Genomic DNA, 15,638 nt, shown 5'->3' with positions numbered 1-15,638 from the left:
TGTTTTTCATATGATCATTACGCTTTAACCTCTATTTTGGGCGTTAGATTATCAGAGAGCGCATCAAGAGCAACCAGTATGGAAAAACATGCTGTAGGTGACTACTATGCAACTCATGCCACTGATAAACGGATAAGGGTTATGCATCCGATTAAAGACATTGAATTAGACGCACTATGGACCTATCTGCTCGCTCTTCCCAATGGACAATTCCCCTTTGGAGGGAAGGTATCTGAAATGATGAAGATGTACGGGAAGAATGGCCATGAATGCGCAACTACTGACCAAAGCGGAGACGGTTCTTCTTGTGGCAAAATGGGTTCTAGAACGGGATGTTTTACGTGCCCACTTGCTGGAAAGAACGACAAGATGTTGAATGCAATGATCGAAGAGGGCTATACGAATTATCATTATCTTCAAGAGTGGAAGAACTATATGTTAGATATTCGGAACGATGTGCGCTTTCGCCTGCCAACACAACGACAAAAGTTTAATTCTCATCAAAAGAATGCAGAAGATCTTAGAGATGACTTTAATTTGTTCTCTACTGATTGTATTCAAGATCCAAGCGAAAGAAGACGTCATAGATACGAGACGTTTAATAGAGCGACGTTTAACTATGCACCAGGAGCGTTCACGATTGAAGCTCGTAAAAGAATGCTTGAGTTTCTCTTGTGGATTCAAGAACGGATGGGTGAGGAACTCATCGAGGAAGAAGAACTTCAAGCTATCTATCAAGCATGGAGAGAAGATGGATATAACATTCATCCAGGAGACGTATCACCAGCAAGGTATAAGCATGGTGAAAGACTAATCTTGTTACCGGATGGAACAGTGAATAAGAAAGAAACGACTGTAAAGTCTTTCCCGCTGTTTTATGTAAAAGTACAAACTCAATATAACAACTCTGAATTTGTGACTTACATTCAAAACAAAGTTAGGGAGACGCATAAGTCCATACATTATTTATCACGAGCGGTAGATTACAAAGAACACCAACTGGCATTCAATGAGTACACGTTTATCGTCTGTACGCCCTTTGCGAATAATCAGCAGGAAGCTGAACATTATGTCTATTCCTGGCTGGATTGGAAGGAGAGTATAAACTCTGACCAATATGATCCGCCATACGAGGGCTGGGAAGCTTCCGACGATGGAATGTATGTTCCAGTATTGGAAAGCGATCAATTAGCTTACTCAAGGACAGAAACAGCGAATAGATTAATAACTATGATTGATACAAAAGAAGAAAAGCACTTAATTTGGAATACAGAAGCAGAGCTTATTGAGGTCAATAACCTGATTAAAGAAATGAGCTTTGTTGAAGGTATAAAGCGGTATTTGAATAACTTAAAAGAGAAGGAAGAGAAGAATAAGATTAAATTTTCCTTTTCAAATTATACAAAAAATGATTATGGCCAGTTAATTTTGGCTATATAATAAAACAGTCCGGAACTCTTTTATGAGCCGGACTGTTTTATTTGATGTAATTTTAGTGATAGCACCGATGTCCAAAATAAACGTAATCTAATGTTTATTTATAAGCTCATTAGATAATCTCTACAACTAATTGTTTTAGCTTGTTATTTGTAAGTAGCTTTAATTTCTTTTAGAATGGAATTTAAATCTTTACCTGAAATACTATCAGTAAATTCTTCTTTAGCGAGTTCATTCACTACCGTATATTTTTTATTTCCTAATTTCACCTTTTGTTCAATGCTTTTATTTTCTTTTAATTGAGTTTTTAGTTCTGCCTTATTATCTTTGTTTATCATTATTTGAAATGGTTCAACAGCACCATAGTATATATCATCAAAGGTTTGGTCTTTTCCCAAAAACAATAAATATTTTTGATTTATTTCAGGCTCTAAAAACAAAGGATCAGTTTGTACTACTTTTTGCCAATTCCCATCTTCATCTCTAAGTTCAATATTTCCTTCTTTTCGGAAATTAACTTTTATAACTTGGTTTACTACTTCTCCTTCAATAACTTTATTAATTTTAAAATTGTATAGTACACCTTCTGTATAAATCTCACTATCAGGTTCTTGAGGATTTGACGGGTTACGGGCCATATTCCATGTTGAATCTTCCCTGGTAAATTTACCCAATACAATGAGTTCAGAACCTTCGACCATACTATCTATATTTGATACCAGTGGAAAGTCACCAGAAACGTAAACCTTCTCCTGATTTTTCATATATACTGACCCCGCAATTACACCTATTATTACCATAATTAATAATGGTGAAAATTTCTTAAATATCTTCATAAGTTATCAGCATCCTTTTTAATATAGATTATTTATTCCGTTTATATCATCAGTTTTTGGGGTGTAGGTTACTGTTCGGGTTCTCTTTGTATCCATAATAGATTTATTTGATGTATGATCTATTCCCATGGCATGGCCTAATTCATGATTAGCAGTACTTCTTGCTACATTTGTAGTTGTAATGCCACTTTTTCCAGCGTTGAGTTTTCCATAGTAACTTGTAACATGTTTGCTAGAATTATATGTAACATTCATCCAACCATAATAACTTGAACCAGATTCATAGTAAGAATTTAATATTCCACTATTACTACTACTGTATGTAAAATTTACTTTTGATTGTCTACTTTCCCAATCTACAATAGCTTGTCTCCATGCATCTTTTAATACACTATTCCCATTATCTAATCGATCCCCCCATTTGTAAGAAGGGTATGTTGAACTACAAGATGAACATTTGTAGAACTTATAACCTTCATATACATATGCTAACGATGACCCTGCAAAACCAAAAACAAATGCAACAACCAAAGAAAGTGCTAACAACAATTTACTTCGTTTTCTAAACAAATAAATGCCTCCTTGTATTTTGATAATAATGTAAATACGTCAAAAAACTTCTGTATCCTTTAAAAAAAGAAACGTATTAGTAGATTTTGTAAAATAAGGGATAATAGACCTAGTTAATAGGCATAACGAATTGGGTTTTTAAAATTTTTTAGAAGTTATTGATTCCAATATGCCAGTTAATAGTTGGTGTATTGAGGACAAAAAATGAGGAAAAACAATGGGATATGATGAAACGAGCAAGTTTTAATACATAGATTCAATGATTACTCTTATTTCAAGGGAGTTCGATTGGGTAAAGGGTTGGGCTAATGGATGGTTTATGTATTAAAGTAAGATTAATAACTTATTTAAACTATGAACCGATATATTGGGTTTGTACACTACATGGGATGAATGCAATGGTACACCCTAAAATAGATATCAATTCATCTTAAATAAGCTCAGATAACCGAAATAGAGAGACTGGATTAAGAAGCAAAATCCCCAAACTACTGCAGGTATGAACGTTTTACGAGCTAAAATCGAAGCATCTCCTGCATTCCTACGATCTTTAATGCTTAGGTAAAAGATAACTCCTGCTGAATAAATACTTTCAATTAGGTTTATAGAAATGATGAATAATAAGAACAGTGGGACGTATGGCTGGTTTATGTTCAACCAAAGGTACGTCAGAATTCCTCCAAAAGTGAAGAGCCAGAAGAAACCATAGAAATTACGAATCCATAATAACAAATTCAATGCTACGACGAATGCGAGGATATAGATGATCCAATCGAACCTTTCTAAGTTGTGTAAGTAAAAAAAAACAAATGCCATAGCGGATGAAAATACATAGCCGGAAAGGGTAGTGAGAATCCCACCCAACCAGGAGGACTGACCAGTTTCAGCTAACCCCGTTCGATCATGAAATAGTTGTATCGATCTTACTCTACCGCTGGTAAGAAGGGCCATAAACGCATGCCCCGTTTCATGGAGCAATGTGTCTATGCCACCTATGTATTTACCTAGAACAGGTATTCTAGATACAAGAAAAGCCAAACAAATCATTACAATATAAATCATAGTAACCTCCTGGATGTCCGAACTAAATAAATCTAGTATAACTCAACAACATCAATTTCTTGACAGTTGTATGCGAAGATAGCACAAATTAATAGAAATTATTGCCTTAAATGACATTGAATAGTATGATTAAGATGTATTACTTTTAGTTTTTCTTTTTTGGCAATCCTTATGGATTAGCGGTTCAATTATAAAACGTATGCGTCCTTTGGGATGACTCTTTAAAACACTGCCGATCATATGATCTTCTGATTATATGATCAGTGTTTTATTTATGAGACATTCTGAAGGACGCTTTTTTTTGCGTTTTATATAAAAAAACTTCAGAAGAAGGGATGATTTTATTATGGCAGCAACAACATTAGCAGAGGTATTTGGTAAAAGAGATGTAGTGGAGGATTGTAGAAAGTCCGTACAGGCACAACCTTTTTTCTCCCCACCCGCTTCACGTATTTTCGCGGAGGTTATTCTAAGGGATGGATCTCGTCGTATGTATCGAACTCGCGCCAAGAAAATGAAGGAAGCAGAACAAGAAATTCTTGTTTTCGTATCCTCTTTGGAAGAAGCGATTGGCGATACAGTGATGTGGAGAATAAAGGGGGAGAATGAGTACCGTTTAAGTACGCAACATACGGCAGTAAAATCTAAAGGTCTAAATTTAAAGAAAGCGATCTTATCTTTCTTTGATTTAGAAGACTAATCACACGTTTTCTTCATCAGTTCACAGACATGGGTGGAAATACAAAGCTGTTAACTGATGAGACAAAGAGTAAAACTCTTTAAGAGTGGATGTTACACTATCAAACTAACTAATAATCGGAGGATTTTATTATGATGAATCGAGTAATTCTTGTAGGGCGTTTAACTAAGGATCCAGAATTGCGCTATACACCGAGCGGAGTAGCGGTTGCAAACTTCACACTAGCTGTGAATCGTCCATTTACAAATCAGCAAGGAGAACGAGAAGCTGATTTCGTAAACGTGGTCGTCTGGCGTCGACAAGCTGAAAATGCAGCTAACTTTCTGAAGAAAGGAAGTCTAGCAGGTGTTGATGGCCGAGTTCAAACGCGCTCTTATGATAACAACCAGGGACAGAAGGTATTTGTAACAGAGGTTATGGCAGAGAGTGTTCAATTTCTAGAGCCTAAAGGAGCCAACCAAGGCAATGGGAATAATGAACGTAATAGCGGTTCATCAAACGGGTACGGTGGCGGTAATCAAAACCGCAACCAGGGTAGCTCTAATTATGGAGATGACCCGTTCTCAAATGATGGTAAGCCGATTGATATAAGCGATGACGATTTGCCATTTTGAAATCGGTGAATCTTTAAGTTACTAAATTAATGAATTATTAAAGAGTGCTCCATCCATTTGGATAGCACTCTTTTTCTATTTAAAAACAAATTATGAGAGGTTGATATAAATGGCTAAAGTAAAGAGTGAAGTAAAAGTTCAGTTAGCTGGGGGTTGTGTTTATATACACTGGAACGTCGATGACGAAGATGGATACGGTGTTGATATCACTGGTGAAAACGGTATTGGTGGAGATCTAGTAGACCTTGGTGGGTGGTCTTTTGGTCTAAGTGAAGAAATGGAGCGACTTTCTCATCGCTGGTTCGCTTATGTTTCCGAATTGATTCAAGAGAAAGGACCAATGCTAGAGCAAAAAGGCGAGCATGTAATCCCTGAACTACTAGACTATATCTCACCGAACCTTACTGAAGAGGAAAATGACCTTTCACTTATTCGAATTCTGGTTGAAAAAGAATCCCGAAAAGAGCGGACGGTGGATAACACATTGCGTGACATAAAACCTTCCGTAGAAACTATGCATGCATTTGACGAGGACTCTTTTATACGTGTAAGGGAAGAAATAGAAACGAAGATGAGCGCCTTGTTGCCATTCTACGTCATGCTGCAAGAGAGTGTGGATGACGATGAAATCGAGATATATATGCACACTGATAACTGCGAACATCTTGGAGAAAAAGAGTATGCTTTTTTGCAGGCTCTCGGTATTTCAGAAGATGGTTCGCTAGGTGCTATATGCGAACTGCTTTCTATTAAAATTCAATTCGATGGTGTGGATTTAGCATGAATGAAGCTGAAGCTCACCTGATTGAATGCGTAGATTGTCAGAGAGTTTTTCGATTTGAATACGATGAATCAAACGACAGTATTAAAGTCGGGGAGATCAACTTGTTAGTCATAAAGTGCCCTTCTTGTGAGACATGGGAAGCTGTATCAAACCAGTGTTTTGAAACGTTCAAAATTCACGGATTGGTAATAGAGAGCACTAAATTGCTAAACATTTAAAAAGAAAAATAGGAACTTATTAGTTTAGGAGATGAAGAGAATGGGCTACCTGCTCTCTTTTTATTATGTTTAGGGAGGAATAGTGAATGTCGAATATCGGTAACAAGCTTCGCAGTGGTTTTTTTAAGACACCGGACTTGCAGGGAGATTTCTTATCAAAATTGATTGATACAAAAGGTGATTGCAGCTTCCTCGATCCTACTTGTGGGGAGGGGGAGATTCTTCGACAACTTGCTGATGCTAGTGAGTCTGAAGATTGTTCAATCACGACCTACGGAGTGGAATTGGATAAAGCACGTGCTCAGAAAGCAGAGCACCTTCTTGATCAATGTATCAATGCTCCGATCGAGAGCATGGTGATTTCAAATGATGCTGTTTCATTATTATATCTGAATCCTCCATATGACTTTTCAATGAAGGCATTGGGTGATGATGGAGCGGAACGTAAGGAGTGGACCGAGTTAGTACGCAATGTTCGCTATCTGAAAGAGAAAGGCTTGATGATCTATACCATTCCAAGCTACCGCTTTGCAGATAAGAAAATTGCTAGGTACTTAGCTACTCACTTCTACAACGTGGGAATTGTTCGCTTCTCTGATGAAGATTATCACGACTTTCAGCAGTGCATCTTTATCGGTAATAAAAAAAGCGGGAAGCATAATGGGTTTAACCAAAAGCTTTTTGACTTCCTCACGATGATGGACAAAGAAGAGTTTGTACAAACCAAAGTGACACCTATCAATTTAATGGTAGGGAGAAATCAATGGGAAGTCCCAACAGGTGTAACTGAACTAAAGACTTTCTATACGAAGTTAGAGAGCAAAGAAAACTTCTATGAAGGAATCGCTTCCTCCAAAGGTTTTGCTGCTTTTAGAGAACGTTCGAAACCTAAACAACTTGTAATTGGTGGAGACCCTTGCTTACCAATCAACCAGGGGCAAATGGCATTATTGCTTGCTTCAGGAGCTGTGAATGGTGAAGTTGGAGAAGGAGAACATTACCATCTTGTCCAGGGGCTTGAAATCGTCTCAAAGGAAAACGAGGAAGAGGTCCGGCACCACGATAGCGGGAGTAAGACTATCATCACAAAGTCTAGGACCAAAAGAAGCGTAAGTGTAAAAGTCATTACACCTAGTGGGTTGGTTCGTAAATTGGTCTAATTACATCATTATTCAAAACTACCAATATGCAATCGGAGAGAAAAAACAGTAAACCATTAATGGAGGGGTATATATGTCAACACTACAAGAAGACTTAGCAAATAGCACTATGATCCAAAAGATTGAATTCACTCACGAACGTCGATTTAAGCTCCTATGTACGTTTCTTGAAAACTACGATTATAAATGCATTGGAGAATATATTGAGTCATCGAATGGGTGGACCTTCTTTACGATGGAGACAGAAGATGAGCGATTTATTCGTGTGAGCTTCTTGAGAAGCAAATCTCTCCTTGGAGTTAATCTCATTGTTACTGGAAATCCTTCAAGGCGACTCGAAGCTCTCATTAGAAAAGAAGTCGAAGAGGTTGTTCAAATAATAAACGCTTTATAGAGAGACATGGAGAAGAGAAAGCTCAGTAGAGCATTCTCTTCTTTTTTTATTAATAAATGAAGGGATGAAGATTAATGGAACACCAAATTAGCTTATTTGGGTTAGAGAACAAAGAAAAGGCGAAAGACATTCGTACGGAACAACAGCAACATAAAAAGGTTGCCTACGATGTAGGAGTTAAGATCGGAGGATCTCGTAAGGATGAAGCTGCATTAAGAAAAGCCTTTCTCGATGGCCGAACACTATCATCCTTAAAAGAACTAGAAGAACGCAGTCCTTTACTCGCTTCATCGATGGTAAACCGAGAAGAGCTCTTCAGAGAATTCACTTTAGAAAATGAAAAAGCCAAAGGAACGGAAGCGGTCGTTGCTAGAGTTAAACAATTGGTCATTCAACGAATTGATAAAATGCCAGCTGTTGATTCTGCAGAAGGAAGAGAAGTTTATATGCTAGCTTGTGAAAATTTCCAATCTCTAATCGAACCAATACTCACATTAGATAGCTTCTTAGACACGTACTACGCTATTCGTAAGAGATTGAAATACGAAAAAATGGATTGTACTTATATCCAGGAGAAAATAAGGGTAGCAAATGAATCGTTAAACATGCTAACCGAAGGTATTGATGATTGGAAAATTGCGAACGATACACTCTCTAAGTACTCAATGCTATTGAATGAGATCCAAGAAGCTAAAAGACTTCCGCTCAACTGTCTTGGTAAGAAATTTATTAACTTCTTCACCAATGCCAAAAGCGGAAATAATACGATCAACACAGTACAAAACAGTGTTAGTAGCTGGGACGACTTACTAAAGAAAAAAGGTGCCAATACCGGTAAAAAGAAATCCGTGAAGTTATGGGAACGTGAAGTTGCAGAACGACCTGACAGGATCGGTGGAATTGAGTCTGAGGTAAGAACACCTGAAGACTTACAACGAAAACACGGGTTTCGTTCAATAGAATTCGGTCACTACGTTGCCGACGAGAAAGCTACTGAACATCTTGTTCGTAGTTCTGAAGGGTTCTATGACCTTTGTGACGCCTTAGAGCTCAACCATTATTACGCTGTCTCGCTCAATGCACAGCTAAGTATCTCATTTGGTGCTCGTGGTCGAGGCCGCGCTTTAGGACACTTTGAACCGGGAGCAAAAGTCATTAATTTGACTCGTGATAAAGGTTGCAACGGCGTGTTGGCCCATGAGTTTTTCCACGCGTTGGACAACTACCTTTTTGATCACTCTCATTCTCATAAGAATGGGAAGATTGGTTTTGCAACTGAATTAGCAGAGCTAGGAATCATGAATCCTTCTGTTAAAAGTTGTCTCAAAAACCTAATGGATGCGATCAAAGTAGGTAAAAGCAAAGAAGACATACTTAACAAAAATAAAGAGGGAGATACCTGGCGTATAACTTCAAGCATGTCCAAAGTATACGAACGGATGAATGGTGATCTGTTTCTTGTTATGAATCATTACAAGGAACTGTTAGACCAGTCACTGGCACGTCGCATAGAGATGAACAATTACTTAAACATCAATAGTGAGAGAGACAAAGAAAAGACTCTAAAGAAAATTAGAAGAGATCTTAATAAATATGCTCAAGCAGTCGCATGGTTACATCAACACCGAACAGGGAAGCGGGTAGATTCCATTCCTTGTCCTTCCGATAAAAGTGAATTCTTCACGAACGCAGTGAAGTTAGATCGCGGTAAGGTGAAATATTATGCAACTGATGTTGAACTAGCTGCTCGTTCATTTGAGGCATTTATAGAAGATACGCTTGAGAGTATGAATAGAAAGAATGATTACCTTGTGTATCATACTTCTCATAGTCTTGCTTATCCCTCTGGCGAACAGCGTAAAGAGATCAACGAAGCTTTCAGAGCATTATTTAGGTCTCTAAAGACAATAGCGTTGTTCTAACATATAAAACTTAATGTAGAAAGGAAACTGTATAATGGCATATTACGAAGGTCTAAAATATCCACCCGAGTTTGAAGAAGGGGATGTAATAGATACCTTAGTGGGTTACTCGCAGACTATTATTAAATTAGTAGAGATTGAGAAAAAACCTTATAGTACATTTGCGACTTATCATTACTTAGTAAGAAGTAACTTATCAGATAAAGAATACATTAAGGGATATAAAGAAAATATGCCGCGCAGCCTTGTAACAGATGAAAAGGCTCTGGAGAGAATAAAGGCGTAAGCAGGTTCTAAAATAATAGTATTAACAAGTAGTTCAGTTTAAGAGCACACAAAGTTATTGTGCTCCTAAAGCTGAACTATTTTTTTATGAATTTTATTAATCTCGATTACAGCAGGTTCGAAGTCCATTTCCAATCTTAAAAAATCATGATATAATATTTGTACAAATTAGCAGATGGGAAGAACCCAAAACAAAACCACCGTTTGAACGGCGTGTTTGTTTTGGGTTCTTTTTTTTATTTATTAACATGCGCAGCATAAATCAGTATTTGATTTTGGCCTCGCTTGAAGAAATGGAGGGCAAGCCACATGCTTGATAGTCTAATTGATTTTTTTAATAGTTTATCTGTTGGAGAATTGCTGTTTATCTTGGTGGCGAGCACGGTTGTTTTCTTTATTCTGATTAATTTGGATGAATCAGAAAGATGAGGTTGCTATAAAGGAATTCGTATATACGGTATTGGTGATGCGAATTCTAATTGAATTGGTAAGAATATGAAAATGTATTGAATTCAAATGTTTATTAAAGTGGGGGAATCAAATTGAACGATATGTGGATTACACCAGAACAGATTAAATATAGGAAAGACAGAAATAGAAAGATTGGCTACGCACTAATACCTGTAGGTGCAATATTAGTAGGAGCAGTCGTAGCATTTGCTTCACAACTAGCGTAATTATATGGCCAGAGAGAGATAGAATTCTGATCTGCAATCTGCTACTATTGAGGGTAGACTAAAAGGAATATCTTTCTATTAAATGAGTTAAAAACCAATTTTCACACACAAAAAAACCCACCAGGTTTTCATTTAATCTCGACAGTTTGGCCGCTGAAAGATTAAATGAAATGAAGCAGGCGGGATTTCACATGTATTTATTTATAGAATGATTCTATCATATACTTTGAATTTTTTACAAGTGAAGTCCTTCTTTTGCACTTTTAGTGGGGAGAAGAAGGAGCAGAAAAATGTACACAGATGAACATATAGAACACCAAAAGCTAGATACAGGTGAATCAACAAAGTATCGGTATTATAGATTAGTTGAATCGGATGTTATAAATGAAGTAACTCGAACGGTTAAGCGCAATCATGGTAAACAGGAGAAAAAGGTCCCTGTAAAACAACCCAAAAAAGAGTATTATAGCGAAGAATCAATTTTGAGGTTTGATCTTGAGAGCCATGCAAAGTTACTGCCTGATATGAATGGCAATAAGACGATCGTAAATAATTATCTTATGCGCTTTTGGGGTCCTAGCTTTGATCCTAAATGTGGTGGAATCGTTTCTTATACATATATCATTCTATTAAGCTATTGTTGGGATAAGGACTATACATGGATTAGCCTTGATACACTTGCTAAACAATTAACCTGCAGCAAGCCAACTGTACGAAAGTACCTTGAGATTCTGGAGAGGGCAGGCTTTGTTATTCGCTTCTGGAGAGAACAGGAAGACGATGACAGAATGAGCGGTACAATTCTTGTTAAAGTGAGACAAACACTCCCGCTCATTTCGAGAGCTCAGTATAATGACCTACCGAAATCACTACGAAAAGAGCACGATCGTTTCCTAAGAAGAATCAAACGAGAAAGTAAGCTTGAGTTTGATTTAAGTCATAACTACCATGAAGTGTACGAGCAACTCCGTAATGAAGTGATTAGTGTTAAGAATCCTACAGGTGTTCTAAAGGAAGAAATAGATCAGCTAGAGGAATACGACGAAGAATATAAATCTGCTAAAAAGAAAATGTCTGTTGCTGAAGAGGATAGTTGGAAAAAAGTTCTTGATGTCATTTCTGAACACATCAGTAAACCTTCCTTTGAAACGTGGTTTGGTAAATCAGTAGCGTATTCAGATGAAAATAACAGGTGGCTTATCATGTTTCCAAATCAATTCGCTTATGAATGGGTCGAATCTAAGTATTCATCAATGATTTATGAAGTAATGAAAGAGCTCGATTTCCAGTGTGCCGATCTTCAGTTTGATATTTACCAAGAATAATGTTGAAAATCCCTCTAATCCATAGAAAAGTAGTTCAGTTAGGTTAAAACTATCCTAAAAAGAACTGCTTTTTTATATATTGAAATAAGTAAAAGGAAAGAAGCGTATCTCATAAATATTAGGAGCTGTGTAAGGAAAGTGGAAGGTATTATTTAGAAATCGTAGTAAATGAGTACCAATTATTGTGAACAATGGGGTGCTATGATGTTTCGTAAAGTATTAGAAGATGTGAACAGTTATATGGAGGTGAATATTTTAACCCTTACTGGTCATGATTTGTATGACTTGATGAAAGAATTTTATGACGTGAGTAAATTATACATGGGCCATGCTAACAATTTAACAGGTATAACAGAACTAATTGTAAACATGTATTTTAATAACTGGGTTATGTCACACCAACTCCCTTATACTCTAGAAAGAAATTTTCCAGTCAGTGGAGAAAACGGGAAGAAGAATGAACTGGACATAGCTCTGTTAAGTGATTCCCTCGATGTTCAATACGGTATTTCTATAAAAAGAGATATTGGTTCAGCAGGTTGGAAAGTGCATGAGAAGTCAAGCGTCATATATAAAGAGATGCTACAGAAGTATAAGCGTAACAACAACTTACTTCAAGATTACTGGAGGTTAGAAAACATTAAACGTGGTGTAAATAGGCATTTTTCAACAATCACAATAATATTTGAAGCGGTGAAAGAGAAAGATATTAATATGATGAAGGAAATAACGGATGATAACCCCTCTTATGGGTATTTAATTTTAAAACATCACTATAAATCTCTCTTTTATGATTTAAAGGAAAAACTTCAAATCACATAAATAATCTACATTAGTAATTATTTTTTTCAGTTATTATAGGATCTGAGTAGAAGAAGTGAGTTTGTAGGAAGTCTTCTACGTAATATGATAAGGAGATTTTAGTTGAATAAATTGTTAGGTATTTCTCTGGTCGTAATGTTAATAGCCAACATAGTACTTACGATAACTGTCATTAATCTTACTTACCAAGCTGAAGAAGTGATTATTGAGTTAAAGGCAGTTGAAGGTCAATTAGAAGATATTAACGATGCACTGAAGCAAATGATAAAAGAAGAAAAATCGTAAGGGTTTAATTTCAATAGTAAGTGTTCTATCTAGGTTTAGAGCTCTGTTTCTTAGTAGCGAAACAAGTGAAATTGTAGTTATGTATACTGTTGGAGGTAAAAATTTTGTTTTTAATGTTTTTAATCATTGCAGCAACCTTTCTGGGATATTTACTACTGCCTTTAAGTGAAATTGGTTTAGTCCTTGCTTTTGGAATAATACTGGGGTGTCTTGTTAGAGGATTATATCTCTTAAAGGAAATACATAAAGAGCTTTTAAGAAAGTAAAATACTTAAAGTAGTTTGTTCTGTTAAAGGGAGCTAATCTAGAAGGATTACGCTCTTTTTTGTTTAAGTTAATAACCAGGCAGTGTAATGAAAATAAGCTAAATAAATTGAGGTGTATATTGAACAATCGTTGGAATGAGTTAATCTATAAAATGTGGTCGCCTATATACGATATAATCTTTAATAGTGGGCAATTCCTTAACGCGAGAAAGAAAGTTTTTAGCAATAATACTTTCAAAAGAAATCAAAAGATACTATTTGTTGGGGTAGGAACTGGGGCAGATTTGGAACTGATTAATCACGAAGAATATGATATTACAGCAATAGATTACTCTGCTGATATGCTTGCAAAGGCAAGAGCGAAATTTAACGGCTCCTCAATCAATTTTTTAAAAATGGACGCTCAGGATTTGAGTTTTAGTGATAATCATTTTGACGTCGTTATAGGAAGTCTTGTGTTATCGGTTGTACCAGATGCAGATAAGAGTTTGAAAGAGATGCTGAGAGTATTAAAACCGAGTGGAGAAATTATTATTTTTGATAAGTTCACCCCTCAAGACAAAGGGCTTTCTCTGTATAAAAAAGCAATAAGACCGTTAATAAAAGTATTTGGCACTGACATAGGAGTTAATTTTGAAGAATTGTGCGGTGGCAATAAAGAAAATTTAACTGTTAAAGAAGACATATCAATAATGTTTAATGGTATGTACAGAAAAATTACCATTAGCAAATTGAATCCTGACGATATTCCGTTATAGGGAGCTTTAACTTCAGTTAGGAAACGCTTGGTATAATGTTAGAGTTAATTAAAATGGTGTTCGAAATAATAGGTGTTAATTTGCTAGGCACAATAGTGCAAAACGATTTAGGGATAGAGGTTGCAATAGTTAATGAAATAATAATTCACCCCCTCAAATCTACAATTTGGGGGGGGGGAATTAGTGGGAAGGATCTGGAGGATTGTCCTTATAATCAGAACATAATAAGGAATTCCCGTGTCCGTGTTCACTTGATTCTAGTTGAATCGTAATGTGCCCTATTCCTTTTTCGCGAAGCTGGTCTTCTACCCGTTTTAATAGGGTTTGACATTCTTGTATCGTAAGGTTTTGGGTAACTACTGCATGGCAGGACAGAGCATTTTGGCCGCTAGTAATACTCCAAATATGAAGGTCATGGATGTCTTCAATTTCACCAATGCTTTGTATGGTTTTTGCAATATTCTCAAAATTTATATTTTTTGGTGCTCCTTCCATAAGGACATGTACAGAATCCTTGGCTACCCGCCAGCCACTAATAAGAACTAATACCGCTACAATCACACTTGCCAATGGGTCTGCCCATCCCCAATTAAAGACCATGATTAAAACAGCGGCTATTATTGCACCAACAGAACCCAACAGGTCGCCTAATACATGTAGAAATGCGGCTCTCAAGTTTAAATTGTGTTCGGTATCACCGCGCATTAAAATCCATGCTACAAAGATATTTACGATCAGCCCGATTATTCCTATGGTTAACATTCCGAAAGAAGCTACTTCAGGTGGTTCTAAAAAACGGTTATATGCTTCATAGAAAATATAAAGTGCAATTAACACTAAAGTAACACCGTTAAATAAAGCAGCTAAAATTTCAAACCTTTTGTATCCATACGTTTTACTGCCGCTGGCTACTTTTTCCCCCATTATAAAGGCTAATACTCCGACTCCTAGGGAGACAGAATCACTGAACATATGTCCAGCATCGGATAATAATGCTAAACTATTAGTTAAGAACCCTCCTATAGCTTCAATTATCATGTAACTTGTAGTAATAATAAAACTGATCCATAACGCTTTTTTGTTAGCTCCATGTGAATGATCGTGGCCATGATCTTGTCCCATACTTTTCCCTCCATTAATACTGAATTAATTTTAAACTTGCTATAGCAAAACCACAATATGAACAATTGCTCATATACACATATTATATTCAGGAAGTTTCAGCGTCAACCTAAAGTGCGTTTAATATAGCGAAACGAATTGTCCTCCAACGGAATTCTCCCCCTATTTTTTAGAAGTATATCTTACATCCATCTCTGTATTCAAATATATCTTTATTCTGCAGTCGTGAATCCTTGTCAAAAGTGTTACTCCAAACCATCCCACTGGATATACATAATCGTTTCTAAACTTTTATATGAAGCGAGCCTTTTTGCTTTAGTTAAGAATAGAAAAGGTGAACTACAGTTTTATTTGGAATAAATTTTTCCTTAGGGAAAAATTTATTCCTTTACAACAAATAT

General features: G+C 36.4%; 17 protein-coding genes. 13 read left to right on the top strand and 4 right to left on the bottom strand.

Annotated elements, in window-relative coordinates; all coding sequences use genetic code 11:
* Positions 1-78 precede the first annotated feature (78 nt).
* On the top strand, positions 79-1,440 hold the full coding sequence (locus ACXADT_RS22525) for a hypothetical protein (protein ID WP_474834712.1): 1,362 nt from the start codon (positions 79-81) through the stop codon (positions 1,438-1,440).
* Positions 1,441-1,583: 143 nt separating this feature from the next.
* Here the strand turns inward: ACXADT_RS22525 and ACXADT_RS22520 are convergent, their stop codons facing one another.
* From ACXADT_RS22520 to ACXADT_RS22510, 3 genes are all read right to left on the bottom strand, one after another.
* A complete protein-coding gene (locus ACXADT_RS22520; protein WP_474834714.1) occupies positions 1,584-2,273 on the bottom strand; it encodes a cardiolipin synthase in 690 nt (229 codons plus the stop codon).
* An 18-nt stretch (positions 2,274-2,291) separates the two neighbouring features.
* Complete coding sequence (locus ACXADT_RS22515) at positions 2,292-2,843, bottom strand: matrixin family metalloprotease (protein ID WP_474834716.1); 552 nt, start codon at positions 2,841-2,843, stop codon at positions 2,292-2,294.
* Positions 2,844-3,263: 420 nt separating this feature from the next.
* Positions 3,264-3,905 (bottom strand): M50 family metallopeptidase, encoded by a 642-nt coding sequence (locus ACXADT_RS22510; protein ID WP_474834718.1) that lies wholly within the window; start codon positions 3,903-3,905, stop codon positions 3,264-3,266.
* A 346-nt stretch (positions 3,906-4,251) separates the two neighbouring features.
* On the opposite strand from ACXADT_RS22510, the gene ACXADT_RS22505 reads away from it, so the two are divergent.
* The 12 genes from ACXADT_RS22505 (at position 4,252) to ACXADT_RS22450 (ending at position 14,115) form a co-directional block, all read left to right on the top strand.
* Positions 4,252-4,605 carry a DUF6018 family natural product bioysynthesis protein gene (locus ACXADT_RS22505; RefSeq protein WP_474834720.1) on the top strand — a complete coding sequence of 118 codons (354 nt, stop codon included), beginning with the start codon at positions 4,252-4,254 and terminating at the stop codon, positions 4,603-4,605.
* A gap of 131 nt (positions 4,606-4,736) precedes the next feature.
* Positions 4,737-5,219: a single-stranded DNA-binding protein gene (ssb, locus tag ACXADT_RS22500; RefSeq protein WP_474834722.1), complete on the top strand. Its 483-nt coding sequence runs from the start codon at positions 4,737-4,739 to the stop codon at positions 5,217-5,219.
* A 109-nt stretch (positions 5,220-5,328) separates the two neighbouring features.
* On the top strand, positions 5,329-6,003 hold the full coding sequence (locus ACXADT_RS22495; protein WP_474834724.1) for a hypothetical protein: 675 nt from the start codon (positions 5,329-5,331) through the stop codon (positions 6,001-6,003).
* A gap of 304 nt (positions 6,004-6,307) precedes the next feature.
* Positions 6,308-7,381, top strand: a complete 1,074-nt coding sequence (locus tag ACXADT_RS22490) for a DUF6094 domain-containing protein (RefSeq protein ID WP_474834726.1) — start codon at positions 6,308-6,310, stop codon at positions 7,379-7,381.
* A gap of 73 nt (positions 7,382-7,454) precedes the next feature.
* Complete coding sequence (locus ACXADT_RS22485; protein ID WP_474834728.1) at positions 7,455-7,775, top strand: hypothetical protein; 321 nt, start codon at positions 7,455-7,457, stop codon at positions 7,773-7,775.
* Positions 7,776-7,849: 74 nt separating this feature from the next.
* On the top strand, positions 7,850-9,697 hold the full coding sequence (locus ACXADT_RS22480; protein ID WP_474834730.1) for an LPD1 domain-containing protein: 1,848 nt from the start codon (positions 7,850-7,852) through the stop codon (positions 9,695-9,697).
* A 34-nt stretch (positions 9,698-9,731) separates the two neighbouring features.
* On the top strand, positions 9,732-9,983 hold the full coding sequence (locus tag ACXADT_RS22475) for a hypothetical protein (RefSeq protein WP_474834732.1): 252 nt from the start codon (positions 9,732-9,734) through the stop codon (positions 9,981-9,983).
* 541 nt (positions 9,984-10,524) lie between these two features.
* Complete coding sequence (locus ACXADT_RS22470) at positions 10,525-10,659, top strand: hypothetical protein (RefSeq protein ID WP_474834734.1); 135 nt, start codon at positions 10,525-10,527, stop codon at positions 10,657-10,659.
* A gap of 290 nt (positions 10,660-10,949) precedes the next feature.
* Entirely contained in the window at positions 10,950-11,984 is a 1,035-nt protein-coding gene (locus ACXADT_RS22465; RefSeq protein WP_474834736.1) for a helix-turn-helix domain-containing protein, read from the top strand.
* Positions 11,985-12,188: 204 nt separating this feature from the next.
* The gene (locus ACXADT_RS22460) at positions 12,189-12,806 is read left to right on the top strand and encodes a hypothetical protein (RefSeq protein WP_474834738.1); all 618 of its coding nucleotides are present in this window, start codon (positions 12,189-12,191) and stop codon (positions 12,804-12,806) included.
* A gap of 102 nt (positions 12,807-12,908) precedes the next feature.
* Positions 12,909-13,091 carry a hypothetical protein gene (locus tag ACXADT_RS22455; protein WP_474834740.1) on the top strand — a complete coding sequence of 61 codons (183 nt, stop codon included), beginning with the start codon at positions 12,909-12,911 and terminating at the stop codon, positions 13,089-13,091.
* Positions 13,092-13,476: 385 nt separating this feature from the next.
* Positions 13,477-14,115: a class I SAM-dependent methyltransferase gene (locus tag ACXADT_RS22450; RefSeq protein WP_474834742.1), complete on the top strand. Its 639-nt coding sequence runs from the start codon at positions 13,477-13,479 to the stop codon at positions 14,113-14,115.
* 180 nt (positions 14,116-14,295) lie between these two features.
* On the opposite strand, the gene ACXADT_RS22445 is transcribed toward ACXADT_RS22450, so the two are convergent.
* A complete protein-coding gene (locus ACXADT_RS22445) occupies positions 14,296-15,237 on the bottom strand; it encodes a cation diffusion facilitator family transporter (protein WP_474834744.1) in 942 nt (313 codons plus the stop codon).
* Positions 15,238-15,638: the final 401 nt, after the last annotated feature.

It is taken from the genome of Anaerobacillus sp. ABR4_321 (assembly GCF_056158505.1).
This window is presented reverse-complemented; position numbering and strand designations above follow the sequence as displayed.